Here is a 26,996-nt window from a genome sequence, read left to right as displayed (position 1 = left end):
ACGGCCTAGTAGTTCGTGATCGCCGTCGGCCCGCCCCGCGTGCCGACGGCGACGTGCGGCCGGCGGGCCGGATCGGCCCAGGCCAGGATCCGCCGCATCGCGTCCTTCGGCACGGACACGCAACCGGCCGTCGCCCCGCGCCCGTTCACGTGCAGGAAGATGCCCGCGCCGCGCCCGCGCACCGGGCGCTCGTAGTTGAAGCCGACGACGAGCGCGTACGCGTACTGCGTGCCGTACGTGACGAGGTGTTCGGCCTCGGCCGCCCGGCAGTCCCGGGGCAGCCCCTCCACCCACCGGTTGTAGGCGCGCGCGTCGTTGTCCTGGCACCACCAGGACCGGTCGGTCACCCGCGCGTAGCGGTACGCCGTCCCGGCCGGGGCCGGTTCGATCCCGAAGGCGTACGGCAGGTCGTAGAGCCCCGTCGGCGTGGTGTTCGTGCCCTGCCGCCGCCGGCTGCCCTCGGCGAGCCCCTTCGCGCCGAACCGTGCGGGCGCCGATCCCGCCTTCACCCACCGTCCGCCGCGCCGGTCCCACCAGGTGAGGGTGCCGGTCGTGGCGGCGGTGTCCGCGGCCACGGCGGTGATCAGCTGCGAGCCGCCGCCGGTGTCCGCCATCCGCGCGGGCAGCGGCACGGGTCCGGGCGCGGCCAGCGTCGCGGCCAGGGCGCCGAGCGCGAGAAGGGTACGCATGGCGCGACGCTAGGCGGGCCGCCGGACGGCCGCCAGGTCACGAGGCCGTACGGGGGAGCGGCGGCAGCGGAAGCGGCAGTCCGGGAAGCCCGTCGAGGCTGGTCGCCACCTGCGCGCGCAGTACGCGTCGAACTCCTCCTCCGACGTGCGGTGGAAGTAGTCCGCGTGGAGCCGGCGCTCCTCCCGGTACTCCATCAGCGGTACGGCGAACCCGCAGGCGTCGCTGATCCGCCGGGCGTGCACCACGACGATCGCCCGCACCCCGCCCTGCCCTTCGACGGCCTCCGCGGGGAAGCGGGCGAACAGCTCGGGGGAGCGCGGGTCGTCGCGGAGCACGGCCTCGCCGGTGCCGTGCACCCGCACCACCGTCGGCGGCCCGAGAGCGAGGTCCACATGAGGGTGATCCGCCCGTTCCCCGGCTCGCGCAGATGGGCGACGGTCTCGGCGGCGCTGCCGCCGAAGTCCACGTAGACGAGCGTCAGTTCGTCGAGGACGACCAGCGTCCCCGGCGCCCCTTGGGGGAGAGGTTCCCTTAGGCGTCACCGGCGAGTGGCGCGGTCGCGGTGAAGAACAGCGGCTGGGCCTCGATGAAGCCGGGGAGACGACCGTCCATGCGTGCTGCGTTTTTCCCGTGACGATCATTCTCCCCGCACGCCCAACGGCGCCCCGGACGGTCAGAAGCGCCAGAACCGGGTGCGGCCGTCCGCCGGCCGCGGTCGGGCCTCCTCGATGCCGAGGGCCCGCCGGAACCGCAGCCGCGCCACCGGATCGGGGTCCTCCGTGAGCCGCCGGGCCGTCTCCTCGTAGGCAGCCGTGCCGTGCTCGCGCAGCAGCCGCAGCGCGCGGACGCGGACGTGCAGCGGCTGTTCGGGGCCGGTGCGCCGCAGGAGTTCGTCCTCGGGCAGGCGGTCCGCCCAGGGCAGCAGGGCCCGCGCCGCCTCCCGTACGACACCGGGCGCGGGGTCGTCGAGCAGGGGCAGCAGCCGGGCGTGGTCGGCGACCTCGAGCACGCGCAGTCCCGCGACGGCCGAGGACCGGACCGTCGCGCGCTCGTGACCGGTCAGCTCCCAGAGCGACGGAAGGTCGGCCGACCGCTCGCCGCACTCCGCGAGCCCGAGCGGTGCCCGGTCGGGCACGGTCGCCGGGTCCGCGCAGGCCGCCCGGTACAGGGCCAGCGGGTCCCGCCCGTCCTGTCGCAGTACCCAGCGGGCGCAGGCCCGCACGAGCGCCGAGCGGTCGTGGAGGAACGGCTCGGCCTCGGCGGCCCGGCCGGCCCCGCGCAGCGCGGTCACCCCGGCCGAGCGCACCTCGCCGGCGCGGGCGCCGAGCAGCAGGGGCAGCGTCTCGTCGGGGACGCCCGCGGCCAGCGCGGCGCCGGCGGCCCGGTCCCGTACGGCCACGTCCTCGTCGTACGCGGCCAGCCGGGCCAGCTCGCCGGGTCCGAGCAGTCCTCGCTCGACCGCGAGGTCCAGGGCGAGCCGCCGGGTGGGCCGGTCCCGGTTGAGCAGCAGGGCGGTGACGGTGGCGGCCGGGGCGGTGCGCAGGAAATCCCGCAGCAGCGCGGTGGCCTCGGCGCCGCGCAGCCGGCGCCCGACCCGGAGGATCACCGGGACGGTGACGGCGAGCGTGCGGTCGTCGGCCCCGGGCAGGGCCGCGGCCAGGACGTGGCGGGCCCGCGCACGGACCGGATCGGCCCAGTCGGCCGTGCGGACGGCCACGAGCGGGAGCACGGCGGGCCGCCCGGGGGCGTGGGCGAGCGCCGCCTCGCGGACGAGTCCCTCGCCCGCGCACAGCGCGAGGATCAGCTGCCCTTCGGTGGGCCGGGGCCCGCCGGGCGTGACGGCGGGGCCGGTGGCCCTCAGCCAGTCGTGGGTGGGGCGCTCGAACCGGGTCCAGGTGTGGCCGGACCGGATGCGCGCGTCCAGCTCGGTCCACGTGCCCGGCCGCCACACGTCCCTCAGCACCCGGGCGGGCGCGCGCCCGCGCGCGAGCCCTCGTATCGCCGCGTCCAGCGGCGGCTCCTCGCTCGTCATGCACGGAGCGTAGGGCCCCCGCACCCCGTCCCGCCTGCGATTTTTCCGCTCGCGCAGGCGCTCCACGCAGGCCCGTTGACAAAACATACGGAGGACTGCATAGTTATACCCATCAGTGGTTGCAAGGTAAGGAGAACCCCGTGACCGAGCGCGTCGTACTCGCCTATTCGGGCGGCCTGGACACCTCCGTCGCCATCGGCTGGATCGCCGAGGAGACGGGTGCCGAGGTCATCGCCGTCGCCGTGGACGTCGGCCAGGGCGGCGAGGACCTGGACGTCATCCGCAAGCGCGCGCTCGCCTGTGGTGCGGTCGAGGCCGAGGTCGCGGACGCCAAGGACGAGTTCGCCGACGAGTACTGCCTCCCGGCGATCAAGGCCAACGCCCTCTACATGGACCGCTACCCGCTGGTCTCCGCCCTCTCCCGGCCGGCCATCGTCAAGCACCTGGTCGCCGCCGCCCACAAGCACAACGCCTCGATCGTCGCCCACGGCTGCACCGGCAAGGGCAACGACCAGGTGCGCTTCGAGGTCGGCATCCAGGCCCTCGGCCCGGACCTCAAGTGCATCGCCCCGGTCCGTGACTACGCGATGACCCGGGACAAGGCCATCGCCTTCGCCGAGAAGGCGAACCTGCCGATCGCCACCACCAAGAAGTCCCCGTACTCCATCGACCAGAACGTCTTCGGCCGCGCCATCGAGACCGGCTTCCTCGAGGACATCTGGAACGCCCCGATCGAGGACATCTACGAGTACACCCAGAACCCGGCGGTCGCCCGCGAGGCCGACGAGGTCGTCATCTCCTTCAAGGAGGGCGTCCCGGTCGCCATCGACGGCAAGCCCGTCACCGTCCTCCAGGCGATCCAGCAGCTCAACGAGCGCGCCGGCGCCCAGGGCATCGGCCGGATCGACATGGTCGAGGACCGGCTCGTCGGCATCAAGTCCCGCGAGGTGTACGAGGCTCCCGGCGCGATCGCCCTGATCACCGCCCACCAGGAGCTGGAGAACGTCACCGTCGAGCGCGAGCTGGCCCGCTACAAGCGGCAGGTCGAGCAGCGCTGGGGCGAGCTCGTCTACGACGGCCTGTGGTTCTCCCCGCTCAAGCGCGCCCTGGACGGCTTCATCGACGAGGCCAACCAGCACGTCACCGGCGACATCCGGATGACCCTGCACGGCGGCCGCGCCGTCGTCACCGGCCGGAAGTCCGCGGAGTCGCTCTACGACTTCAACCTCGCCACCTACGACACGGGCGACACCTTCGACCAGTCGAAGGCCCAGGGCTTCATCGACATCTTCGCGCTCTCCGCGAAGATCGCCGCCAAGCGTGACCTGGCGTAGGCACGACTCGTTCACAGCCGCCTCCTCGCCCCAGCGGTGGGGAGGCGGCCGCACACCCACAGTCTTGAGGAGCAGCAGCTGTGAGCAGCAACAACGGTGACGTCCGGCTCTGGGGCGGCCGGTTCGCCGACGGACCCGCCGAGGCCCTGGCGAAGCTGTCCGCGTCCGTCCACTTCGACTGGCGTCTCGCGCCGTACGACATCGCCGGTTCCCGTGCCCACGCGCGCGTGCTGCACAAGGCCGGGCTGCTCACCGAGGACGAGCTGACCCGCATGCTGGCCGGTCTCGACCGGCTGGAGGCGGACGTCGCCGACGGCTCCTTCACCGGCACCATCGCCGACGAGGACGTCCACACCGCCCTGGAGCGGGGCCTCCTGGAGCGCCTCGGCGCCGAGCTCGGCGGCAAGCTGCGGGCCGGCCGGTCCCGCAACGACCAGGTCGCCACGCTCTTCCGGATGTACCTGCGGGACCACGCCCGGATCATCGGCGGGCTGATCGCCGACCTCCAGGCCGCCCTGGTCGGCCTCGCCGAGGCCCACCCGGACGTCGCCATGCCGGGCCGGACCCACCTCCAGCACGCCCAGCCGGTGCTCTTCGCCCACCATGTCCTCGCCCACGTCCAGGCGCTGTCCCGGGACGCCGAGCGGCTGCGCCAGTGGGACACCCGGACCGCCGTCTCCCCCTACGGCTCCGGCGCGCTCGCCGGCTCCTCGCTCGGGCTCGACCCGGAGGCGGTCGCCAAGGACCTCGGCTTCGAGCGGGGCTCGGCGGGCAACTCCATCGACGGCACCGCCTCCCGTGACTTCGTCGCCGAGTTCGCCTTCATCACGGCGATGATCGGGGTGAACATCTCCCGGATCGCGGAGGAGATCATCATCTGGAACACGAAGGAGTTCTCCTTCGTGACCCTGCACGACGCCTTCTCCACCGGCTCGTCGATCATGCCGCAGAAGAAGAACCCGGACATCGCCGAGCTGGCCCGTGGCAAGTCCGGCCGGCTCATCGGCAACCTGACCGGCCTGATGGCCACGCTGAAGGCCCTGCCGCTCGCTTACAACCGGGACCTCCAGGAGGACAAGGAGCCGGTCTTCGACTCCATCGACCAGCTGGAGATCCTGCTCCCGGCCTTCACCGGCATGATGGCCACCCTCACCGTCCACCGCGAGCGGATGGAGGAGCTCGCCCCGGCCGGCTTCTCCCTGGCCACCGACATCGCCGAGTGGCTGGTCCGGCAGGGCGTGCCGTTCCGGGTGGCGCACGAGGTGGCCGGCGAGTGCGTCAAGGTCGCCGAGGCGGAGGGCAAGGAGCTCGACGAGCTGACGGACGAGCAGTTCGCCAAGATCTCCGAGCACCTCACGCCCGAGGTCCGCACGGTCCTCGACGTGCCCGGCGCCCTCGCCTCCCGCAGCGGCCGGGGCGGCACCGCCCCCTCGGCGGTCGCGGCACAGCTGGTCGAGGTCAAGGCGGACCTGGTCATCCAGCAGGCCTGGGCCACCGCCAAGAACTGAATCCCCGCACCCCCGCACCCCTAGAGCGCCGCCGCCCAGTCCGCGAGCGCGTCGAAGTCCGGCCGGGTCAGCCCGGTCCGTTCGTCGACGCGCAGCAGCAGGGCGGCGGCGAGGTGGTTCCGCTCCACGTACTCGTGGTCGTACGACGTGATGTCGTCGTCGATCCAGGCGAAGGGCCGCCGCGCCGCGTACTCCAGGATGTACTGCGTCTTCCAGAAGGTCCCGCGAGGGGCCTTTCCGTGCATCTGGGGCCAGTCGATGAACGGCAGCTCGGGCAGCCCCAGCCGCGGCCCGATCCAGTCGTTCGCCTCGCCCTTCCACGTCGTCGCCCAGACCAGTTCGTACGCCTCGGCGAGGGCGAGCAGCTCCTCGCCGTGGCCGGGGTTCAGCCACACCCGCAGCGGCTTGGTCCCGGTCCAGCCGGTCGGCCGCATCCGGTGGGTGGTGTAGCGCTCGGGCTGCGCGGCATAGGGGTTCAGCGGTCCGTCCACGTCGATCAGCAGCAGCGGCTTCGTCATGTCCACAGCATTCCTTTCCCGTCTGGTGAGGCACGGTAATTTCGAATGAGACGTTGATGTCTCATTCGGTGTATGGTTGTCTCATGTCAGTCGATCGCACCCAGGTGCTCCGCAGCGCCGCTGCCCTGCTCTCCCGCAAGGCGACCGCCACCATGGACGAGGTCGCCCGGGCCGCCGGCATCGGCCGCGCCACCCTGCACCGGCACTTCGCCGGCCGGGACGCGCTCGTGCGGGCCCTGGAGCAGATGGGTCTCGAAGAGCTCGAGTCCGCCCTCGACGCGGCCGGGCTCGACGACGGGCCCGCCGACGAGGCCGTACGCAGGCTGATCGGCGAAGTGGAGCCGGTCGCCCCGCTGCTCGCCTTCCTCGTCACCGAGAACCAGCTCTTCGAGGGCGACCAGCAGAACGAGGGCTGGGCCCGCCTCGACGCCCGGGTCTCCGCGCTCTTCCGGCGCGGACAGGAACAGGGCGTCTTCCGGATCGACCTGACCCCCGTCTGGCTCACCGAGGCCCTCTACGGGCTCTTCGGCGCCGCCGCCTGGTCCGTGCAGGACGGGCGGCTCGCAGCCAAGGACTTCCAGTACATGATCGCCGAGCTGCTGCTCGGCGGAGCGCGCAGGAGCGTGGAGAAGTGATCACCGACAGCGTCACCCGTGCGGGCACGCACGAGAGCCATACCGAGGGCGTCCGCCGCCCCGGCCGGTGGCTCGCCCTCGCCGTGCTCGTCCTGGCGGTCCTGCTGGTGGCCGTGGACGCCACCGTACTCGGCCTGGCGACCCCGTTCCTCTCCGAGGACCTCAAGCCCTCCGGCAGTCAGCTGCTGTGGATCGGCGACGTCTACTCCTTCGTCATCGCCGGTCTCCTCGTCTCGATGGGCAGCCTCGGCGACCGCATCGGCCGCAAGAAGCTGCTGCTCGTCGGCGCCGTCGCCTTCGGTGCCGTCTCCGTGCTCAACGCCTACGCCACCAGCCCCGAGATGATGATCGCGGCCCGCGCCCTGCTCGGTGTCGCCGGCGCCACCCTCATGCCGTCCACGCTCGCGCTGATCCGCAACCTCTTCCACGACCCGCGCGAGCGCAGCCTCGCCATCGGCATCTGGGGCGCCATGGCCTCGGCCGGTGCCGCCGTCGGCCCGGTCGTCGGCGGATTCCTGCTCGAACACTTCTGGTGGGGCTCGGTCTTCCTCATCAACCTGCCCGTGATGGCCGTCCTGGTCCTCATCGGCGTCAAGCTGATCCCCGAGTCGAAGAACCCGAACCCCGGCCCCTGGGACCTGCCCAGCGTCGGCTTCTCCCTCATCGGCATGATCGGCGTCGTCTACGCGATCAAGGAGGTCGCCTCGCACGGCCCCACCCTCGACGTGGCCGTCGCCACGCTGGTGGGCCTCGGCGGCCTGACCTGGTTCGTCCGCCGGCAGCTCACCCTGCCGACCCCGCTCCTTGACATGCGGCTGTTCCGCAACCGCGGCTTCTCCGCCGCCGTCCTCGCCGACCTGCTCACCATCCTGGGCCTGTCCGGCCTGGTGTTCTTCCTGTCCCAGTTCTTCCAGCTGGTCCAGGGCCGGCAGCCGCTGGAGGCCGGATTCGCCGAACTGCCCGCCGCCATCGGCGCGGTGACGGCCGGTCTGATCGCCGGCCACGTCGCCCGGCGGTTCACGGTGCGGTCCGTGGTCGCGGGCGGTCTCGCCGCCATCGGTCTCGCCCTGGCGGCCCTGACCGCCATCGGGCAGTCCACCGGCTACCCGCTGCTCGGCGCGAGCCTGCTCGTCGTCGGCGTGGGCGCGGGCTTCGCGTTCACCGTCACCGCCGACGTGATCCTCTCCAGCGTGCCCAAGGAGCAGGCCGGCGCCGCCTCCGCGGTCTCCGAGACGGCGTACGAGCTGGGCGCGGCCCTCGGCATCGCGCTCCTCGGCTCCATCGTGACCGGCGTCTACCGGGGCTTCGCCACCCCGGCCGGCATCCCCGCCGACACCGCCGCAGCGGCCCACGACTCGCTCGGCGGCGCCGTCGAGGCATCCGCGGGGCTCGCCCCGGCCCAGGCCGGCGCGCTGGTCTCCGCCGCCCAGGAGGCCTTCGTCGACGGCCTGCGGATCGCGGCCGGCGTCGGCGCGGTGGTCCTCCTGGCGACGGCGGTCGCGGCCTGGTTCCTGCTGAAGGGCCAGAAGCTCGCGGACGGCGTCGAGCACTGACGCCCGCCACACGAGACGGCGCCCCCGTACGGATCGATCCGTACGGGGGCGCCGTCGTCGTGCGGCGTTACGCCGCTTCCTTCGCCTTGGTGGCGTACATGTCGACGTACTCCTGGCCGGACAGTCGCATGACCTCCGCCATCACCGAGTCCGTGACCGCCCGCAGCACGTACCGGTCCCGGTCCATGCCCTCGTAACGGGAGAACTCCATCGGCTCGCCGAAGCGGACCGTCACCCGGCCCGGCCGCGGGATGCCCGCGCCGCCCGGCTGGATCTTGTCGGTGCCGATCATCGCGAACGGCACCACCGGCGCCCCCGTCATCAGGGTGAGGCGGGCGATGCCGGTACGGCCCCGGTAGAGGCGGCCGTCGGGGGAGCGGGTGCCCTCGGGGTAGATCGAGAAGATCCTGCCCTCCTCCAGGACCCGACGCCCCGTCATCAGCGCGGCCACACCGCCGCGGCCGCCGTCACGGTCCACCGGGATCATGCCGACGCTGGTGAAGAACCAGGCCATCAGCCGGCCCTTGAGGCCCTTGCCCTTGACGTACTCGTCCTTGCCGATGAAGAACACCTGGCGGTCCAGGCAGATCGGCATGATCATCGAGTCGATGAAGGTGAGGTGGTTGCCCGCGAGGATGACCGGCCCGGTGCCCGGGACGTTCTCGGCGCCCTCGACGCGTGGCCGGAACATGAGGCGCAGGACCGGGCCCAGGGTGGCCTTCATGATCGCGAGACGGGACAACGGTTCCTCCGGTGTCGGGCGGGCGGCTCCACGGAGCCGACGGTGCAGGTGGCGACGATACTCGCGGGTCACGTCCGGTCGCACATCGGGTTCACCACATGGATACGCGGTGTTGACGTGTGTTTCCGCCATGTTCCGCCCAGGTCTGCCGTCCGTAGGGCATCAGTGCCTAGCGTCGGGGACACCTTTGACAGGTGCGGGACATCACACCGGATACACCAAGGAGAGTTCATGACCCAGCCCGAGCGCCCGACCCCGGCCCGACGAGCGGTCCTCGGAGCGGCCGGAGCCGCCGTCCTGGGCGGCTCCACCGTGCTCGCCGGCGGCACCGCGCAGGCCGTGCAGTCGGCCGTCGCCGCCGACACCGACCGGGGCGCCGCCCGTGGCACCGGCCGCGGCCGCGGCTACCGTTCCCTGCCCGTCCCCACCGTCATCGCCCACCGCGGCGCCAGCGGCTACCGCCCCGAACACACCCTCGGCTCCTACCGGCACGCCCTCGACCTGGGCGCCCACGTCATCGAGCAGGACCTCGTCCCCACCAAGGACGGCCACCTGGTCTGCCGCCACGAGAACGACATCACCGGCACCACCGACGTCGCCGACCACCCCGAGTTCGCGTCCCGCAAGACCACCAAGACCGTCGACGGCACCGCCCTCACCGGCTGGTTCACCGAGGACTTCACGCTCGCCGAGCTGAAGACCCTGCGCGCCAAGGAGCGCATCCCCGCCATCCGCCAGGAGAACACCCTCTACGACCGCCGCTGGACGATCCCCACCTTCGAGGAGGTGCTCCGCTGGGCCGAGGAGGAGGGCCGCCGCCGGGGCCGCGAGATCTGGCTGCACGTCGAGACCAAGCACCCCACCTACTTCCGCTCCCTCGGCCTCGGCCTCGAGGAGCGGCTCGCCCGGCTGCTGCGCCGCCACGGCCGCCACCGCGCCGACTCGCCGACCTTCCTCCAGTCCTTCGAGCCCACCAGCATGCAGCGGATGGCGAAGCTCGTCGACACGCCCCGGGTCGTGCTGCTGTGGACCGCCGACGACCGCCCGTGGGACTTCCGCGAGACGGGCGACCCGCGCACCGTCGCCGACCTCGTCACGCCCGAGGGCCTGGCCTGGATCGCCTCCTACGCCCAGGGCATCGGCCCGCTGCTCGACCTGGTCATCCCCAAGGACAAGGACGGCCGGCTCGGCAGCCCCACCACGCTGGTGCGCGACGCCCACGCGAAGGGCCTGATCCTGCACCCGTACACCCACCGCAACGAGAACACCTTCCTGCCGGCCGACCACCGTCGGGGCACCGACCCGACCGCGTACGGGGACTCCTTCGGCGCGCTCCGGCGCTACCTCGCCACCGGCATCGACGGCATCTTCTCCGACAACCCCGACACCGCGCTGCTGGCGGCGGCGGAGTTCTCGGGGCGCTGAGGCCGCAGGATCCTGGGTCCTGGATGTTGGATCCGGGATACGGGATCCTGGATACGGGATATTGGATCCAGGATGTTGGATCCCATATCCACCCGCGTACCCCCGACCGGGTGGTTCCCGGCCGGGCCCGCAACCGGGCCCGGCCCGCGCCGCATCGTGGCGGGCATGACCTCCCCGCCCTCCCGCACCTCCCGCGAGACGCTGCTCGCCACCCTCCGCCCCCTGCTCGCCGCCGAGTCCCGGGCGGAGGCCCCGGCCGCCGGCGTCGAGGCCGGAGACCTCGAACAGGCCGTCTGGCTGCGGCTCCTGGAACGGCTCCAAGGGGACGGCGCCCCCGACCACCCCGCCGACTGGCTGCGCCGGGCCGTACGCGCCGAGGCCCGCCGCGCCCGCCGGGCGTCGGCCCGTGAGCGCCCCTACCGCGGCGAACCGGCGCACGACGCACAACGCTCACCCGAACACTCCGCGCTCGTCGCCGAACGCCGCCGAGCCCTGCGCGCCGCCGTCCGCCGCACCCCCGGCCACTGCCCCCGGCTGCTCACCGCGATGCTCCACCCGGACGACCCCACCTACCGGGAAATCGCAGGGGCGTTGGGTATCTCACAGGGGAGTCTGGGGCCGATGCGTTCCCGTTGCCTGGGATGCCTGCGCAGAATGCTGGCTGCGGAGGTTCCCGCCCCGAGCGCACGGGGAAGGGTGCCGTAGACCGACGGCGGACCAGGTGAGCGGGAGGCATGCACACATGGGCATGAGCGTGACCATCTCAGCGGCAGACGCGCAGGACGCGGAGCACATCCTCAAGCTGCAGTACCTCTGCTATCAGCGCGAGGCCGAGATCTACCAGGACTGGTCCATCGAGCCGCTCACCCAGTCGCTCGACGCCCTGCGCGCCGAACTCGTCGAGGGCCGGGGCTTCGTCGCCCGCCTCGGCGACGAGATCGTCGCCTCCGTCCGCGGCCGGCTCGACGAGGACGGCACCGTACGGATCGCCAAGCTCATCGTCCACCCCCGCCTCCAGCGCCACGGCCTCGGCGGTCGGCTGCTCGACGCCATCGAGAGCCACTTCGCCGGCGAGCCCGCCCCCGCCGCCAAGCGCTTCCAGCTCTTCACCGGCCACCGCAGCGAGGGCAATCTGCGCCTCTACCGCAGCAAGGGTTACGAGCAGGTCGCCACCCGAGAGATCGGCCCCCGCCTCACCCTCGTCACCCTGGAGAAGGCCGCGTAGCCGACCCTGGTCCGCCCGCTCCCGCCCGCGCCCGCCGGCCCGCCTCCTCAGGCGGGCCGCATCGCCGCCCGGTAGCGGGACGGGGCGATCCCGAACCGCTCGGTGAACGCCTGCCGCAGCGCCTCCGCGCTGCCGAACCCGCAGCGCGCCGCCACCCCCGCCATCGGCAGCGTCGTCGAGGCGAGCAGCTGCGCGGCGGCCTCGGTGCGGGCCTGCCGCACATAACGGCCGGGCGCCCGGCCCAGCTGCTCCGTGAAGAGACGGGTCAGATGGCGGGGCGTCACCCCCGCCCGGGCGGCGAGCGCCGCCGTGCTCAGGTCGCCGTCCGGATGGGCCGCGATGTGCTCGACGAGCCCGCGGACCAGGTCGTCACGGGCCGGCGGGGTCGCGGTGAACAGGCTCATCTGCGCCTGGTTCCCGGGGCGTTGCAGATACACCACGAGGTCACGGGCGACCTGGCGGGCCAGCTCCGGGCCGTGGTCCTCCTCGACGAACGCGAGGGTGAGGTCGAGCGCGCTGGTGACCCCGGCCGCCGTGTAGACGTGCCCGTCGCGGACGTAAATGGGCGCCGGGTCCACGGTCACCTCCGGGTGCCGCTCGGCGAGCAGCCGCGCGAACCGCCAGTGCGTGGTCGCCCGCCGGCCGTCCAGGAGCCCGGCGGCGGCCAGCACTCCCGCGCCCGTGCACACCGACGCCACCCTGCGGCTCTCCCGCGCCAGCCGCCGCACGTGCCCGACGAGCCGGGTGTCCGCCGCCGCCCGCTCGAAGCCCGTACCGCCCGAGACGATCAGGGTGTCGAGGGGGCCCGTCAGCCGCTCAAGCGACCGCTCGCTGCCGAGGACGAGACCCGAGCCGCAGACCAGCGGGCCGCCGCCCGGACCCGCGAGGAGCACCCGGTACGGGACCGCGGGCGCGCCGATCCCGTTGGCCATGGCCAGGGTCGTCGTCACGCACGCGATGTCCAACAGCTCGGCCGCCTCGTAGCCGACCACCACCATGAGCCGCTCCGCCATGCGCCCGACCCTATGCCGGAAGGACGGGTACCCCAAGGGGACGGACACCGCGGCCGCGCACCGCTTCCCGGCGGCCCGGCCACCCGGGACAGTGGTCCTCACCGCACTCACGGCGTTCACCCGCGCTCACCGTACTCGTCCGCAAATCACCGCGCTCACCGCACTCGCCCGCACGTCACCGCGCTCACCGCGCCCGCCCGCACCGCCGCACGCGTCCACCAGCTCGCCGCACCTGCCGCACTCCGGCAACGGCCCCGCTCTCCGGAAGGCATCCGCATGCACACGCTCGCGCACCGCTGGCCCACCCTGGTCGCCCTGGCCCTGGCGGGCCTCACCTTCGTCGACGGCCGCCCGGCACCGGAGTTCCTCGCGGCGGTCCTCGCCGCGATGCCGTTGTTCTATCTGCTCTTCGGCGCGCTCCGCGGCGAACTGCGGCCCCCGCGCGTCCTCGCCGTGCAGCTCGCCGGTCTCGCCGGCTTCGCCGCCGTCGCCCTGCTGGCCGTGACCGTGGACGGCACCCTCGCGCTGCTCGTCCTCGCAGCCGGCTGGCTGGGGCACGCCGTGTGGGACGCCGTGCACTTCGTCAGGGCGCGGGTCGCGCCCCGGCAGTGGTCGGAATGGTGCGGCGTCTTCGACGCCTGCGGCGCTCTCGCCCTCGTCCTGGCCGCGCTCTAGCGGGCGCGCCCGAAACAGACGGCGGCTCAGGCCGTACGGGACCGGCGCAGCCACCAGATGCCGGTCAGCGGAAGCAGCACCGGAATGAAGATGTAGCCGTAGCCGTAGTCCGACCAGACCGTCGCGTCCGGGAACGCCGACGGCTCCACCAGCGTCCAGGTCCCCACCGTGAGCACGCCCACGAGCTCGGCGGCGCAGCACACCAGCGCCGCCTTGCGGGCCGTCTCCCCGCCCCGCACCAGCGTGTAGGTGATGAAGGCGTACACCACGGCGGCCACCGCCGACAGGCCGTACGCGAGCGGCGCGCGGTCGAACTCGGTGGCGATCTGGTAGATCGAGCGGGAGACCGCGCCCACCGACATCACGCCGTACAGCCAGACCACCAGCGTGCCCGGCCCCTTGACCAGACGCGTGGTCCCCTCGGTCGCGGTCATGGTCAGCCCACCGTCCAGATGTCGTGGAGACGCACTTCGAGCACGGCCAGCACCACCGCACCGGCCGCCACCGTCGCCGAGCCCCACTTGCTGCGCTCGGTCAGCGACATCAGACCGGCCGCCGGCACCGCACACAGCGAGCCCAGCAGATAGGCGACGAAGATCGTCGCGCCCTCCTCGGCCTTCTCGCCGCGCGCCAGCTGCACGATGCCGACCACCAGCTGCACCAGGGCGAGGAAGGTCACCACGGCCATGCCGATGAAGTGCCAGTCCTTGGTGGGCTGGTCCCGGGTGAAGGCGAAGCCGCACCAGGCGGCGAGCGCGAGCGCGGCCACCGAGACCGCGACCGTCAGGGCGTCAAGCATGCGCCCGAGGGTATTACGGGCCGAATGGCCCGATGCGCGCGGCCCCCGTCCGCGCGCGGTCCGCCTCCGGCCCGCCTTCTCACGAGAGGCGCCCCACGCCCTGCCCCGGCACCGTGGCCTTGGCCACAACCGCGATCGCGAACGGCCCGACGCGGGCCGGGTCCCACCCCATGTGCCGCAGCCATCGCCCCAGGCCGCCGGGCCGCACGGGCTGTCCGCATGGTGTCTCATCCATGTCCGCTATACGGACAGTCCACTTTCGTTCGCACGTTTGCATGCTTTACTTGCAGCCATGACCACGACGAGCAGCCGCACCCTTGCGACCGAGGCGATCACGACGCCCGGTGCTCGTTGTATGTGTCGAATGTGCGCCATCTGAGGGCCCCCGCCAGAGACTCGCGCCCCGAAGCGAGCCCCCGACGGCCGAGCCGGTCCGCACCCCCGGGCGCCGGACCGAGCCCCGCCCCGCGCACGCGCTGCCTCCCGGCCACCAGCCGCGACAGCGACCGCCTGCGCCTGACTGTCCGAACGACGAATGCCCCGTGCTCGGCGGACCCCGCGCCGCGCACTCGACAGTGACGGAAACCCTGTGATCACCACTTCGGGCCTGACCAAGGTCTACGAGTCGCGAGGCCGCCAGGTCACCGCTCTGGACGGCGTCGACCTCCACGTCCGCGAAGGCGAGGTGTTCGGCGTGATCGGCCAGAGCGGCGCCGGCAAGTCCTCGCTCATCCGCTGCGTCAACCTCCTGGAGCGCCCCACCTCCGGCACCGTGACCGTGGACGGCGTCGACCTCACCGCGCTCGCCGGCCGCGGCCGCCGCGCCGGGAAGGACCTGCGCCGCGCCCGCAGCAGCATCGGCATGGTCTTCCAGCACTTCAACCTGCTGTCCTCCCGCACCGTCAAGGACAACATCGAGCTGCCCCTGGAGATCCTCGGCGTCTCCGGCGCCGAGCGCACCCGCCGTGCCCTGGAACTCCTCGACCTCGTCGGCCTCGCCGACAAGGCCAAGGCCTACCCCGGCCAGCTCTCCGGCGGCCAGAAGCAGCGCGTCGGCATCGCCCGCGCCCTCGCCGGCAAGCCCAAGGTCCTCCTCTCCGACGAGGCCACCAGCGCCCTCGACCCGGAGACCACCCGCTCCATCCTCCAGCTGCTGCGCGACCTCAACCAGCAGCTCGGCCTCACCGTCCTGCTCATCACGCACGAGATGGACGTCGTCAAGACCATCTGCGACTCGGCCGCCCTCATGCAGAAGGGCCGCATCGTCGAGTCCGGCACCGTCGGTGAACTGCTTGCCACCCCCGGCTCCCAGCTGGCCGCCGAGCTCTTCCCCGTCAGCGGCGCCGCCACCGGCCCCGAGCGCACCGTCGTGGACGTCACCTTCCACGGCGAGACCGCCACCCAGCCGGTGATCTCGCAGCTCTCCCGTACGTACAACATCGACATCTCGATCCTCGGCGCGGCCATGGACACCGTCGGCGGCCGGCAGATCGGCCGCATGCGGATCGAACTCCCCGGCCGCTACGAGGACAACGTCGTCCCGGTCGGCTTCCTGCGCGAGCAGGGCCTCCAGGTCGAGATCGTCGAACCGCAGGACCGGCCGGAGTCCGCCGAGGCGCCCGTGCTGGTGAAGGAAGGTGCCAAGTGACCTGGTCCGAGATGCAGCCGCTCCTTGAGCAGGGCACCGTCGACACCCTCTACATGGTCCTGTGGGCCACCGTCGTCACCATCATCGGCGGCCTCCCCCTCGGCATCCTCCTCGTCCTCACCGACAAGGGCGGACTGCTGCAGAACCGGCCGGTGAACAAGGTCGTCGGCGCCGTCGTGAACGTGGGCCGCTCGCTGCCCTTCATCATCCTGCTGATCGCCCTGATCCCGTTCACCACCTTCGTCGTCGGCACCTTCATCGGCCCGACCGCCATGATCGTGCCGCTCGCCATCGGCGCCATCCCCTTCTTCGCCCGGCTCGTCGAGACCGCCATCCGCGAGGTCGACCACGGACTCGTCGAGGCCGTCCAGGCCATGGGCGGAGGCATCCCCACCATCGTCCGCAAGGTCCTCCTCCCGCAGGCCCTGCCCTCCCTCGTGTCCGCCGTCACCACCACCGTGATCGTCCTCATCGGCTACTCCGCGATGGCCGGCGCGGTCGGCGGCGAAGGCCTCGGCTCCAAGGCCGTCACCTACGGATACCAGCGCTTCGACACCACCTTCATGCTGGTCACCGTCGTCGTCCTGGTCGTGATCGTCACCGTCGTCCAGCTCATCGGCGACGGCGTCGTCCGCCTCCTCGCCCGCCGCGGCCGCACCGCCTGAGGCACCCCCAGACTTCGCAACCCGAAGACAAGCCCGGACTTGTTGTCCAGGCGACCACCGCTCCACCGGAAAGAGGCACTCTTCGTGCGCAAGAACATCAAGCTCACCGCGGGTATCGCCGCCACCGCCGCCCTCGCCCTCGGCCTCACCGCCTGCGGCACCTCCTCCGACCCGTCCTCCTCCAAGGACGCGGCCGGCTCCGCCGACAAGCCGCTCGTCGTCGCCGCGTCCCCGACGCCGCACGCCGACATCCTCGACTTCGTCAAGAAGGAACTCGCCGCGAAGGAGGGCCTGAAGCTGGAGGTGCGCGAGTTCACGGACTACGTCCTGCCGAACACCGCCACCGAGACCGGCCAGGTCGACGCCAACTTCTTTCAGCACAAGCCGTACCTCGACGACTTCAACAAGAAGAACGGCACCCACATCGTCCCGGTGGCCAACGTCCACCTCGAGCCGCTCGGCCTCTACTCCAAGGGCCTGAAGTCGGTGAAGGACATCAAGGCCGGCCAGACCATCGCCGTCCCCAACGACACCACCAACGAGGGCCGCGCCCTTCACCTGCTCGCCGACAACGGGCTCATCACCCTCAAGGCGGGCGTCGGCACCGACGCCAAGCTCTCCGACATCACCGACAAGAAGGGCCTGGAGTTCAAGGAGCTGGAGGCCGCCACCGTGCCCCGCGCCCTGAACGACGTCGACGCCGCCGTCATCAACGGCAACTACGCCATCGAGGCCGACCTCCAGCCCGCCGAGGACTCCCTCGTCCTGGAGAAGGCGGAGGGCAACCCCTACGCCAACTTCCTCGCGGTCAAGGAGGGCGACGAGAAGGACGCCCGCGTCCAGAAGCTCGTCAAGCTCCTCAACTCGCCCGAGGTGAAGAAGTACATCGAGGACACCTACAAGGGCTCGGTCATCCCGGCCTTCGGCACCCCCGCGAAGTAACACCGGCGGTAACGTCCTCGCCCCGAAGGCCCCGCGCGCCCCGTCCGGCACGCGGGGCCTTCGGCTCACCCGCGCATGCGCGGCGGCATCCCCATGCTGCATGCTGTGCGTTCACGGTCTTCACGTATGGAGCTGCGCATGACTACGACCTTCCCGTCCATCTCCATCAGCACGGACAGGTTGGTGCTGCGCGCGTACGAAGAGGCCGACATCCCCGCCTTCGTGGAGATGATGAACGACGAACTCGTCGTCGCCTGGACCTCCGTCCCGCACCCGTACACCCGCGCCGACGCCGAGACCTGGGTCCGCAGGATCGCTCCTGCGGAACGCACCGAGGGCCGCGGCATCGTCTTCGCCGTCACCGAGTTCCTCACCCAGCGCCTCGTCGGAACCGTCCACCTCCACAACACCAACTGGCGCACCCTGGCCACCGAGGTGGCCTACGTGACCGCGCCCTGGGCCCGAGGCGAGGGCTACGCCACCGAGTCCGTCCTCGCCGTGGCCCAATGGCTCTTCGGCGACCGCGGCTTCGAACGCCTCGAACTGCGCACCGCCGCCGACAACACCGCCTCCCAGCAGGTCGCCCAGAAGATCGGCTGCATCAGCGAAGGCGTCCTGCGCAACGCCTGGATAGCGCGCAGCCAGACCGAGTCCGGCGAGTGGGCCGGCATCCGCACCGACCTCATCGTGTGGAGCCTCCTCCCCGAGGACCTCGACGGCGTCGCCGACCAGATGGCCGAGGCCGGCTACTCCACCTACGCCGACTGGAGCTGACCGCACCGGTAGGCTCGGACCCGCCCCTGACCTGCACACACTCCGAGGGAGACAGACACAGATGGCCGACCGGGTCACGGTGATCGGCTGGGACGGCTCACCCCTCACCGCGGCGGCCCGGTCCGCCCTCGCCGCCGCCACCCTCGTGGCCGGCGCCGCGCACCACCTGGCGCTGCCCGAAGTGCCCCCGACCGCCGAGCGCGTCCGCCTCGGCAGCGTCGACCTCGCCGCCCGCCGCATCGCCGCCCACCGCGGCACCGCCGTCGTCCTCGCCGACGGCGACCCCGGCTTCTTCGGCGTCGTCCGCACCCTGCGCGCCCCCGAACACGGCCTCGAGGTCGAGGTCGTCCCCGCCGTGTCCTCCGTCGCCGCCGCCTTCGCCCGGGCCGGCATGCCCTGGGACGACGCCCGGATCGTCGTCGCCCACCAGCGCACCCTGCGCCGCGCCGTCAACGTCTGCCGCGCCCACCCCAAGGTCGCCGTCCTCACCTCGCCCGGCGCCGGACCCGCCGAACTCGCCCTCCTCCTCGACGGCGTCCACCGCACCTTCGTCATCTGCGAGGCCCTCGGCACCGAACGCGAACAGGTCAGCGTCCTCACCTCCGACAAGGCCGCCGACCACGCCTGGCGCGACCCCAACGTCGTCCTCGTCATCGGCGGCGGCAACTCCGCCGCGGGCTGGCTCATGGGCCATGACACGCCCGCCGTACGAGGCTGGGCCCTGCCCACCGAGGAGACCGGCGGCCGCACCGGCCAGGACGCCACCCTGCGCGCCGCCCAACTCGCCCGGCTCGGCCCCCGCGTCGGCGACCTCGTCTGGGACATCGGCTGCGCCGGCGGCACCTTCTCCGTCGAGGCCGCCCGCTTCGGCGCCGCCGTCATCGCCGTCGACACCGACCCGGAGGCCTGCGCCCGCACCGACGCCGCCGCCCGCCGGGCCGGCGTCCAGCTCCAGACCGTCCCCGGCCGCGCCCCGCACGTCCTGGAGAGCCTGCCCGAGCCCGACGTCGTCCGCATCGGCGGCGGGGGAGTCCCCGTCGTCACCGCCTGCACCGACCGCAGGCCCGAGCGGATCGTCGCGCACGCCGCCACCCGCGACGAGGCCGAGGCGATCGGCGCCGCCCTCGCCGACGGCGGCTACGACGTCGAGTGCGCCCTCCTCCAGACCGTCGGCCTCGACCCGGACGACTGGGCGGAGCGCGCCCGATCCGTCGTCTTCCTCCTGTCCGGCCGCAGAGCCTGAGGGCCACCCGTGATCGCGTCGTCCGAGCGGCGCGGTAGGCTGGCCGATTGTTGTACCGCACCCAGATGTTCGGCGTTTTGTTCGTCAATGTCCGGAAGTAGTGGCCCCATTGGGTCGCTGATGTGGTACGGAGCAGTGGGGGACCGCGCGACGTGGCGCAGTCCACAGCGCACCGTGGCGGATCCGCCTGCCACGATGGCCCAAGGCCGCGACAATGCATGGGTGTCCGCGTGCCTCGTGCCGCGCGGCGCGCACGCTCGTTCTTGTTGACGGGCAAGGTCTGAAGGAGCACAACCGATGGGCGAGGGGTACGCAGCATGACGGACACCGGCCAGATCCCGGGCGAGGGGCTGCCGGAGAACGCAGGCATGGTCGAGCAGCCGGGCATCCCCGCTCCGGGCGCGTACACCTTCCTGGACCCCTCCGAGAACGCAGCCGAGGACGACGACCTGCTCCTGATGCCGGGCGCACAGGGCGCCTGGAGCGAGCACCAGCCGGGCGTCCAGCCCGCGCCGCCGGTGGCCGTGCCCGCCCCCGTGGACCCGCTCACCGCCCCCATCGAGCAGGTGACCGCCACCCCGGCGCACGGCGTGCCCCTGGCCGCCCCGCAGGAGCCGGTGCTCGACCACGGCTACGAGCCGGGCGTCCTCGACACCGGCGCCCACGAGGCCGCGGGCCGTGATTCGGGCTCGGTGGACCTGGGCGCGGTCCGCATGCCGGAGCCGCCCACCGCGTCCACCCCGCCGCCCGCCCGCCGTCCCCTGCACATGGGCCCGCCCGTGCCGGACGCCGGTGCCGGCGTGGTGCGCTCGCTCGCCGACCGCGGCCCCGCCGCCCCGATGCCGGTCCGCACGCCGGGCCCGCCGACCGAGGGCCCCCAGTACTTCGACGTGCCGCCGCAGGACCAGCAGACCGCGCCGCAGGGCGCGATGCCGTGGCCCGCGCAGCCCCAGGAACCTCAGGAGGCCGTCGCAGAAACGGTCGTCCCGCCGGTCGCCCAGTTCGTCCCGGTCGAGGGCTCCGTCCCGACGACCCCGCACCTCGCCCCGACCCCTCAGCCCGAGCCCGCTCCCGTCGCGGAGGAGCCCGCCCCCGCTCCCGTCGAGGCCCCGGTGGCCGAGCAGGTCGCCCCGGAGCCCGTCGTCGAGCAGGCGCCCGCTCCCGTCGTCGAGGTCCCCGCCCCGCGCGAGCCCGAGCCGGAGCCCGCCGTGGAGGCGGCCCCCGCCCCGGTCGCCCCCGCCCCGGTCGCCCCCGTGGCGGAGGCCCTGGCCCCGGCCGAGGAGCCCCACCTGGAGCCTGCCCCGGCCCCGGCCGTCGCCGAGCCGGCCCTGGAGGCCCCGGCGGCCGAGGCGCCGTCGGAGGAGGTCCCCACCGCCGAGGCGGCGCCTGCCCAGGAGCCGATGCCGGAGGCGCCCGTGGCCGAGGTCCCCGTGGCCCAGGCGCACCCGGTCGAAGAGCCGCCCACCGAGGCCCTCCCGACCGAAGAGCCGTCAGCCGAGGCCCCCCTCGCCGAGACCCCCCTCCCCGAGGCGCAGCCGACCGAGCCGGCTCCCGCCGCGGAGGCCCCCGCGGAGGAACTGCCGGCCGAGGCGGCTCCCGCCGCGGAGGTCCCCGCCCACGAGCCGACCGCCGAGGAGCTGCCTGCCGAGCAGCCGTCGGCCGAGGCGGTCCCCGCCGCGGAAACCCCTGCCGAGCAGCAGATCACCGAGCAGCAGATCACCGAGCAGCAGATCGCCGAGGAGCCGACCGCCCCGGAGTCCGCCGAAGAGCTGGAGCCGTCCGCCCCGGAGCAGGTCACCGAGGAGCCGTCCGCCCCGGAGCAGATCGCCGAGGAGCCGTCCGCCCCGGAGCAGACCGCCGAGCAGCAGATCGCCGAACATCCGGAGCCGTCCGCCGAGGAGCCGTCCACGCCGGAGCAGAACGACAGCGCGCCCTCCGACCGCGCCCCGGGCTACGACGAGGCCGAGCGCGAGGCCGTGCTCCGCGTGATGCGCGAGCGCCGCGACATCCGCAACGGCTTCCGCTCCGACCCGATCCCGCACGAGGTGCTCCTGCGGGTCCTGGAGGCCGCCCACACGGCCCCCTCCGTCGGCCACTCGCAGCCGTGGGACTTCGTCGTCATCCGCTCCGCCGAGACCCGCCGGACGATGCACGAACTCGCCACGCGCCAGCGCGAGGCGTACGCCAAGTCCCTCCCCAAGGGCCGGGCGAAGCAGTTCAAGGAACTGAAGATCGAGGCCATCCTCGACACCCCGGTGAACATCGTCGTGACCGCCGACCCGACTCGGGGCGGCCGCCACACCCTCGGCCGCTACACGCAGCCGCAGATGGCCCCGTACTCCTCGGCGCTCGCCGTCGAGAACCTCTGGCTCGCGGCCCGCGCCGAGGGCCTGGGCGTCGGCTGGGTCAGCTTCTTCGACGAGCGCGAGATGGTCCGCGCCCTCGGCCTGCCCGAGCACCTCGAAGTGGTCGCGTACCTCTGCGTCGGCTATGTCGACGAGTTCCCGGAGGAGCCCGAGCTGATGCAGGCGGGCTGGTCCAAGCGCCGCCCGCTGTCCTGGGTCGTCCACGAGGAGACGTACGGTCGCCGCGCCCTGCCCGGCGAGGAGCCGCACGACCTGCTCCAGGAGACCGTCGCCAACATCCGCCCGCTGGACGCCAAGGCGCTCGGCGAGGCGTGGGAGCGCCAGAAGCGCATGACCAAGCCCGCGGGCGCGCTGGGCATGCTGGAGATCATCTCCGCCCAGCTCTCGGGCCTCTCCCGCGTCTGCCCCCCTCCGATCCCGGAGCCGGCCGCCGTGGCGATCTTCGCCGGCGACCACGGCGTGCACGCCCAGGGCGTCACCGCCTGGCCGCAGGAGGTGACCGGCCAGATGGTCGCGAACTTCCTCGGCGGGGGAGCGGTCTGCAACGCCTTCGCGAACCAGGTGGGCGCCGAGGTCTGCGTCATCGACGTCGGCGTCGCCACCGACCTCCCCGCCACGCCCGGCCTGCTGCCCCGCAAGGTCCGCGCGGGCACGGCCGACTTCACCATCACCCAGGCCATGACCCGCGAGGAGGCGGTCGCGGCGATCGAGGTGGGCATCGAGACCGCCCGCGACCTCGTCGCCGCCGGCAACAAGGCCCTCCTCACCGGTGAGATGGGCATCGCGAACACCACCGCGTCCGCCGCCCTCATCTCGGTGTACACCGGGGTGGACCCGACCGAGGTCACCGGCCGCGGCACCGGCATCAACGACGAGATGCACGCCCGCAAGGTGGACGTGGTCCGCCGCGCCCTCGACCTCCACAAGCCGGACCCCGCGGACCCGATCGGCGTCCTCGCGGCGCTCGGCGGCCTGGAGCACGCGGCGCTGGTCGGCCTGATCCTGGGCGCGGCCTCGCTCCGTACCCCGGTCATCCTCGACGGCGTCTCCACCGGCGCGGCCGCCCTGGTGGCCCGGGCCATCGCCCCCGAGTCGCTGGCGGCCTGCATCGCGGGCCACCGCAGCGCCGAGCCGGGCCATGTCGCGGCCCTCAACAAGCTGGGCCTGCGTCCCCTGGTCGACCTGGACCTCCGCCTCGGCGAGGGCACCGGAGCACTCCTCGCCCTCCCGGTGGTCCAGAGCGCCGCGCGGGCGATGCACGAGGTCGCCACGTTCGACTCCGCGGGCGTCACGGAGAAGTAGCAGACGCACCCTGCACGCCCCCCCGCCCCAGCTACGGGAGTGGGGGACGTGCAGGGACCCGTGTTCGGGACGTAAAGCGTGATGTGTGGCGCGGAACAAGGGCGTGCGCGTCACAAGCTCCCGAACCGCGCCGTAAATCATGCAGTCCCGACCACGGGTCCCGGAGCGTGCCCCGCGTCACCGGACCACGGCGGGACATCCGTCACAGCGTGATTTCCGCAGGTCACCGATATCGTTTGGGGCACACCACCGCCCCTCCAGAGGAGCCGCCCGCACCATGGCCGAGCATGCCGACCACGCCGAGCACCCCGCCTACCCCGTCGGACTGCGCCTCGCCGGCCGCCGCGTCGTCGTGTTCGGCGGCGGTCAGGTCGCCCAGCGCCGGCTCCCGGCCCTGATCGCGGCCGGGGCGGAGATCACCCTCATCTCTCCCTCCGCCACCCCTTCCGTGGACGCGATGGCCGAGACGGGCGAGATCACCTGGATCAAGCGCCGGTACGAGGAGGGCGACCTGGCCGACGCCTGGTACGCCCTCGTCGCCACCACCGACCCGGTGGCGAACGCCGCCATCTCGGCCGAGGCGGAGCGGACCCGGACCTGGTGCGTGCGCTCCGACGACGCGGAGGCGGCCACCGCCTGGACCCCGGCCACCGGCCGCAGCGAGGGCGTGACCGTCGCCGTCCTCACGGGCCACGACCCGCGCCGTTCCGCGGCGGTCCGGGACGCGATCGTCGAGAGCCTCCGCAACGGCTCGATCACGGCCCCCGCCCGCCGCGCCCGCACGCCGTTCGTCGCCCTCGTCGGCGGCGGCCCCGGCGACCCGGACCTGATCACGGTCCGCGGCCGCCGCCTCCTGGCCGAGGCGGACGTGGTCATCGCGGACCGGCTCGGCCCGCGCGACCTCCTCTCCGAGCTTCCCCCGCACGTCGAGGTGATCGACGCGGCGAAGATCCCGTACGGCCGTTTCATGGCCCAGGAGGCCATCAACAACGCCCTGATCGAGCACGCCAAGCAGGGCAAGTCCGTGGTCCGCCTCAAGGGCGGCGACCCGTTCGTGTTCGGCCGGGGCATGGAGGAGGCCCAGGCGCTGGCGGCCGAGGGCATCGCCTGCACGGTGGTCCCGGGCATCTCCAGCTCGATCTCGGTGCCGGGCGCCGCGGGCATCCCGGTCACGCACCGCGGCGTGGCGCACGAGTTCACGGTGGTCAGCGGTCATGTGGCCCCGGACGACCCGCGCTCGCTGGTGGACTGGGCGTCCCTCGCGAAGCTCACGGGCACCCTGGTCATCCTCATGGGCGTCGACAAGATCGGAAAGATCGCGGAGGCGCTGGTCGCCCACGGCAAGTCGCCCGACACCCCGCTGGCCCTGGTCCAGGAGGGCACGACGGCCACCCAGCGCCGCGTCGACGCGACGCTGGCGACGGTCGCCGAGACCGTGAAGGCCCAGGAGGTCCGCCCGCCGGCGGTGATCGTCATCGGCGACGTGGTGAACGAGGCCCCCGACAAGCTGACGCGGCGCCCCGAGTAACCCCACCCCCGCCCCGCCCCACCATTGGCACCACCCCCCGGACAAGGCAGTATCACCCCGTGGCCGAACTCATCACGATCGACGACCCCGACGACCCGCGTCTGCGCGACTACACCGGCCTGACCGATGTCGAGCTGCGCCGCAGGCGCGAGCCGGCCGAGGGCCTGTTCATCGCCGAGGGCGAGAAGGTGATCCGCCGGGCGAGGCAGGCGGGTTACGAGATGCGGTCGATGCTGCTCTCCGCCAAGTGGGTCGACGTGATGCGGGACGTGATCGACGAGGTCCCGGCTCCGGTGTACGCGGTGCAGCCGGATCTGGCCGAGCGGGTCACGGGCTATCACGTGCACCGCGGCGCCCTGGCCTCGATGCAGCGCAAGCCGTTGCCGGACGCCAGGGAGCTGCTGGGTGCGGCCCGCCGGGTCGCGGTGATGGAGTCGGTCAACGACCACACCAACATCGGCGCGATCTTCCGCAGTGCCGCCGCCCTCGGCATGGACGCCGTCCTGCTGTCCCCGGACTGCGCCGACCCGCTGTACCGCCGGTCGGTGAAGGTCTCGATGGGCGCCGTCTTCTCCGTCCCGTACGCCCGCCTGGACACCTGGCCGCGCGGTCTGGAGGCGGTACGGGAGGCGGGCTTCAGGCTTCTCGCCCTCACCCCGGCCGAGAAGGCCACGTCCATGGACGAGGCGGCGCCGCACCGGCTGGACCGGGTGGCGCTGATGCTGGGCGCGGAGGGCGAGGGCCTGTCGACGCAGGCGCTGCGCGCGGCGGACGAGTGGGTCCGCATTCCGATGGCGCACGGCGTGGACTCGCTGAACGTGGGTGCGGCCGCGGCCGTGGCGTTCTACGCGGTGACGAGCGGCCGCCCTCAGCCGTAGGGCCCGCAGCCGAAGCCGAAGCCGCAGCCCAGCCGCACGCGGACCCGCACCCTCACGTGCAAGAACGATCCCCGCTCGCCCCGCGGCCCCGTCACCCTTGCAGGGCCTGCGCGGCGGCGATGCCCAGGGCGACGACGAGCGTCACGACGACGAAGACGAAGAGCCGCTGGCGCAGCAGCCTGGGGTTGGCGGGCCGGCGCCCGGTGGAGGTGCCGCGCGCTCCGGGGCGGGTGCCGGGCCGGGACTGCGAGTTACGGGATCCCGCGCCGGTACGGGGTGAGGCGGGCCGGGATGCGGACGGCCGCGAACCCCCGGTGGGCCGGTCACCGATGCCCCGCTCGCCGGTGGTGGCCCGCTCGCCCGCGCGTTCGCCCGCACGCTCGCCGGACCATTCCCCTGACCATTCCCCGGACCGCTCACCGCCGCGCCCGCCCGACCGCTCCGTGGTGCGTTCGGTGTACCGCTCGGTGGGCCGGACGGTGTTGCGTTCCTCGACGCGTTCGCGCTGGCCGGGGGTCCGGGTGGCGGCGGGAAGCCCTTGCGCCTCGCGGGCGGCGATCTCCTTGAGCCGCATGGACAGCTGGAGGGTGCTGGGCCGTTCCTCCGGGTCCTTCGCGAGGCAGGCCCGTACGAGCGGCGCCAGTGCGTCCGGCACGCCGTGCAGCTGCGGCTCCTCGTGCACGACCCGGTAGAGCATGACCTCGGAGCTGCCGTGCCCGAAGGGCGAGTCGCCCATGGCGGCGTACGCGAGAGTGGCACCCAGCGAGAAGACGTCCGTGGCGGGGGTGACGGCCGCGCCCCGCACCTGCTCGGGCGCGAGGAAGCCGGGGGAGCCGACGGCGGTGCCGACGTGGGTGAGGGTGCTGGCGCCGGTGGCCCAGGCGATCCCGAAGTCGATGATCCGGGGGCCCTTGGGGGACAGCAGGATGTTGGAGGGCTTCAGGTCACGGTGGACGACGCCGGCCTCGTGGACGGCGACGAGGCCCTCGGAGAGCGCCGCGCCGATCGCGGCCACGTCGGCGGCCCGTAGGGGTCCTTCCTCGGCGACGCGGTCGTGCAGCGAGGGCCCGGGGACGTACTGGGTGGCGAACCAGGGGCGCTCGGCCTCGAGGTCGGCGGCGACGAGCCGGGCGGTGCAGCCGCCGCGGATCCGCCGGGCGGCGGAGACCTCGCGGGCGAACCGGGAGCGGAACTCCTGGTCCTCGGCGAGGTCGGGCCGGATCACCTTGAGCGCCACGCGCTGTCCGCGCCGGTCGGAGCCGAGGTACACGACTCCCATGCCGCCGGCTCCCAGCCTGCGGTGGAGCCGGAACGACCCGACGATCCGCGGGTCCTCGCGCCGGAGCCGCATCATCGCCATGTCCGTCCCCTCGTCCGTTCGACGTGGCACAGCTTACGTACCGCCGCCCCGGCGTGCTCACAGGCCGCGCCCTCGTGGTCGCTTCGATTGTCAGTGCTGGGGGGCACACTTGAGGCCCGGTCAGCCCGTTCGGTCGTCAAC

Annotated in this window: 24 protein-coding genes and 1 pseudogene; 16 read left to right on the top strand and 9 right to left on the bottom strand. The window is 73.1% G+C overall.

The features are described from left to right. Positions 1–5 precede the first annotated feature (5 nt). From ACFY7C_RS32175 to ACFY7C_RS32165, 3 genes and pseudogenes are all read right to left on the bottom strand, one after another. Positions 6–689 carry a L,D-transpeptidase family protein gene (locus tag ACFY7C_RS32175; protein ID WP_389657485.1) on the bottom strand — a complete coding sequence of 228 codons (684 nt, stop codon included), beginning with the start codon at positions 687–689 and terminating at the stop codon, positions 6–8. Between the two features lie 37 nt (positions 690–726). After that, positions 727–1,302, bottom strand: a pseudogene (locus ACFY7C_RS32170) (pyridoxamine 5'-phosphate oxidase family protein). A 61-nt stretch (positions 1,303–1,363) separates the two neighbouring features. Continuing rightward, on the bottom strand, positions 1,364–2,722 hold the full coding sequence (locus ACFY7C_RS32165) for a hypothetical protein (protein WP_389657482.1): 1,359 nt from the start codon (positions 2,720–2,722) through the stop codon (positions 1,364–1,366). Between the two features lie 140 nt (positions 2,723–2,862). On the opposite strand from ACFY7C_RS32165, the gene ACFY7C_RS32160 reads away from it, so the two are divergent. Next, a complete protein-coding gene (locus ACFY7C_RS32160; RefSeq protein ID WP_389657480.1) occupies positions 2,863–4,056 on the top strand; it encodes an argininosuccinate synthase in 1,194 nt (397 codons plus the stop codon). A gap of 80 nt (positions 4,057–4,136) precedes the next feature. After that, a complete protein-coding gene (gene argH / locus ACFY7C_RS32155) occupies positions 4,137–5,564 on the top strand; it encodes an argininosuccinate lyase (protein ID WP_389657477.1) in 1,428 nt (475 codons plus the stop codon). 20 nt (positions 5,565–5,584) lie between these two features. Here argH and ACFY7C_RS32150 read toward each other — a convergent pair whose 3' ends face one another. Next, positions 5,585–6,082 carry an HAD domain-containing protein gene (locus ACFY7C_RS32150; protein WP_389657474.1) on the bottom strand — a complete coding sequence of 166 codons (498 nt, stop codon included), beginning with the start codon at positions 6,080–6,082 and terminating at the stop codon, positions 5,585–5,587. An 83-nt stretch (positions 6,083–6,165) separates the two neighbouring features. Between ACFY7C_RS32150 and ACFY7C_RS32145 the strand changes: the two genes are divergently transcribed. After that, positions 6,166–6,717, top strand: a complete 552-nt coding sequence (locus ACFY7C_RS32145) for a TetR/AcrR family transcriptional regulator (protein WP_389657471.1) — start codon at positions 6,166–6,168, stop codon at positions 6,715–6,717. Next, positions 6,714–8,270 carry an MFS transporter gene (locus tag ACFY7C_RS32140; protein WP_389657468.1) on the top strand — a complete coding sequence of 519 codons (1,557 nt, stop codon included), beginning with the start codon at positions 6,714–6,716 and terminating at the stop codon, positions 8,268–8,270. The genes ACFY7C_RS32145 and ACFY7C_RS32140 overlap by 4 nt, the downstream gene beginning before the upstream one ends. Before the next feature lie 67 nt (positions 8,271–8,337). On the opposite strand, the gene ACFY7C_RS32135 is transcribed toward ACFY7C_RS32140, so the two are convergent. Next, positions 8,338–9,012, bottom strand: coding sequence for a lysophospholipid acyltransferase family protein (locus ACFY7C_RS32135; protein WP_356700411.1), 675 nt, complete (start codon positions 9,010–9,012; stop codon positions 8,338–8,340). Positions 9,013–9,243: 231 nt separating this feature from the next. Here ACFY7C_RS32135 and ACFY7C_RS32130 point away from each other — a divergent pair, with 231 nt between their 5' ends. The 3 genes from ACFY7C_RS32130 to ACFY7C_RS32120 all read left to right on the top strand — a co-directional run bounded on the left by ACFY7C_RS32130 (position 9,244) and on the right by ACFY7C_RS32120 (position 11,662). Then, entirely contained in the window at positions 9,244–10,437 is a 1,194-nt protein-coding gene (locus ACFY7C_RS32130; protein WP_389657464.1) for a glycerophosphodiester phosphodiesterase, read from the top strand. A gap of 165 nt (positions 10,438–10,602) precedes the next feature. Beyond that, the gene (locus tag ACFY7C_RS32125; protein ID WP_389657461.1) at positions 10,603–11,142 is read left to right on the top strand and encodes a sigma-70 family RNA polymerase sigma factor; all 540 of its coding nucleotides are present in this window, start codon (positions 10,603–10,605) and stop codon (positions 11,140–11,142) included. 37 nt (positions 11,143–11,179) lie between these two features. Continuing rightward, positions 11,180–11,662 carry a GNAT family N-acetyltransferase gene (locus tag ACFY7C_RS32120; protein ID WP_389657458.1) on the top strand — a complete coding sequence of 161 codons (483 nt, stop codon included), beginning with the start codon at positions 11,180–11,182 and terminating at the stop codon, positions 11,660–11,662. Between the two features lie 47 nt (positions 11,663–11,709). Here the strand turns inward: ACFY7C_RS32120 and ACFY7C_RS32115 are convergent, their stop codons facing one another. Beyond that, the gene (locus ACFY7C_RS32115) at positions 11,710–12,675 is read right to left on the bottom strand and encodes a GlxA family transcriptional regulator (protein ID WP_389657455.1); all 966 of its coding nucleotides are present in this window, start codon (positions 12,673–12,675) and stop codon (positions 11,710–11,712) included. 276 nt (positions 12,676–12,951) lie between these two features. Here ACFY7C_RS32115 and ACFY7C_RS32110 point away from each other — a divergent pair, with 276 nt between their 5' ends. Beyond that, on the top strand, positions 12,952–13,350 hold the full coding sequence (locus ACFY7C_RS32110) for a hypothetical protein (RefSeq protein WP_389657452.1): 399 nt from the start codon (positions 12,952–12,954) through the stop codon (positions 13,348–13,350). 26 nt (positions 13,351–13,376) lie between these two features. Here ACFY7C_RS32110 and ACFY7C_RS32105 read toward each other — a convergent pair whose 3' ends face one another. Together ACFY7C_RS32105 and ACFY7C_RS32100 are read right to left on the bottom strand one after the other, a co-directional pair. Continuing rightward, positions 13,377–13,784: a hypothetical protein gene (locus tag ACFY7C_RS32105; RefSeq protein WP_389657449.1), complete on the bottom strand. Its 408-nt coding sequence runs from the start codon at positions 13,782–13,784 to the stop codon at positions 13,377–13,379. A 2-nt stretch (positions 13,785–13,786) separates the two neighbouring features. Then, positions 13,787–14,149, bottom strand: a complete 363-nt coding sequence (locus ACFY7C_RS32100; RefSeq protein WP_389657446.1) for a hypothetical protein — start codon at positions 14,147–14,149, stop codon at positions 13,787–13,789. Between the two features lie 589 nt (positions 14,150–14,738). Here ACFY7C_RS32100 and ACFY7C_RS32095 point away from each other — a divergent pair. The 8 genes from ACFY7C_RS32095 (at position 14,739) to ACFY7C_RS32060 (ending at position 25,495) form a co-directional block, all read left to right on the top strand. Beyond that, complete coding sequence (locus ACFY7C_RS32095) at positions 14,739–15,797, top strand: methionine ABC transporter ATP-binding protein (RefSeq protein ID WP_389657443.1); 1,059 nt, start codon at positions 14,739–14,741, stop codon at positions 15,795–15,797. After that, the gene (locus ACFY7C_RS32090) at positions 15,794–16,462 is read left to right on the top strand and encodes a methionine ABC transporter permease (protein WP_389657440.1); all 669 of its coding nucleotides are present in this window, start codon (positions 15,794–15,796) and stop codon (positions 16,460–16,462) included. Before ACFY7C_RS32095 ends, ACFY7C_RS32090 begins: the two co-directional genes overlap by 4 nt. 84 nt (positions 16,463–16,546) lie before the next feature. Then, positions 16,547–17,404, top strand: coding sequence for a MetQ/NlpA family ABC transporter substrate-binding protein (locus tag ACFY7C_RS32085; protein WP_389657437.1), 858 nt, complete (start codon positions 16,547–16,549; stop codon positions 17,402–17,404). Between the two features lie 126 nt (positions 17,405–17,530). Next, a complete protein-coding gene (locus ACFY7C_RS32080; RefSeq protein WP_389657434.1) occupies positions 17,531–18,178 on the top strand; it encodes a GNAT family N-acetyltransferase in 648 nt (215 codons plus the stop codon). Positions 18,179–18,239: 61 nt separating this feature from the next. After that, on the top strand, positions 18,240–19,421 hold the full coding sequence (gene cbiE, locus ACFY7C_RS32075; protein WP_389657431.1) for a precorrin-6y C5,15-methyltransferase (decarboxylating) subunit CbiE: 1,182 nt from the start codon (positions 18,240–18,242) through the stop codon (positions 19,419–19,421). Between the two features lie 317 nt (positions 19,422–19,738). Then, positions 19,739–23,089 (top strand): nicotinate-nucleotide--dimethylbenzimidazole phosphoribosyltransferase, encoded by a 3,351-nt coding sequence (cobT, locus tag ACFY7C_RS32070; protein ID WP_389657428.1) that lies wholly within the window; start codon positions 19,739–19,741, stop codon positions 23,087–23,089. Between the two features lie 277 nt (positions 23,090–23,366). Beyond that, positions 23,367–24,617 carry a uroporphyrinogen-III C-methyltransferase gene (gene cobA / locus ACFY7C_RS32065; protein ID WP_389657425.1) on the top strand — a complete coding sequence of 417 codons (1,251 nt, stop codon included), beginning with the start codon at positions 23,367–23,369 and terminating at the stop codon, positions 24,615–24,617. A 59-nt stretch (positions 24,618–24,676) separates the two neighbouring features. Continuing rightward, the gene (locus tag ACFY7C_RS32060; RefSeq protein WP_389657422.1) at positions 24,677–25,495 is read left to right on the top strand and encodes a TrmH family RNA methyltransferase; all 819 of its coding nucleotides are present in this window, start codon (positions 24,677–24,679) and stop codon (positions 25,493–25,495) included. A 91-nt stretch (positions 25,496–25,586) separates the two neighbouring features. On the opposite strand, the gene ACFY7C_RS32055 is transcribed toward ACFY7C_RS32060, so the two are convergent. Further along, positions 25,587–26,855: a serine/threonine-protein kinase gene (locus ACFY7C_RS32055; protein ID WP_389657418.1), complete on the bottom strand. Its 1,269-nt coding sequence runs from the start codon at positions 26,853–26,855 to the stop codon at positions 25,587–25,589. Positions 26,856–26,996 lie beyond the last annotated feature (141 nt).

Origin of the sequence: Streptomyces sp. NPDC012769 (assembly GCF_042901205.1) — a bacterium.
Classification (GTDB): Bacteria; Actinomycetota; Actinomycetes; order Streptomycetales; family Streptomycetaceae; genus Streptomyces.
The sequence above is the reverse complement of the archived record's forward strand: the minus strand, read 5'-3'. Positions and strand labels throughout refer to the sequence as shown.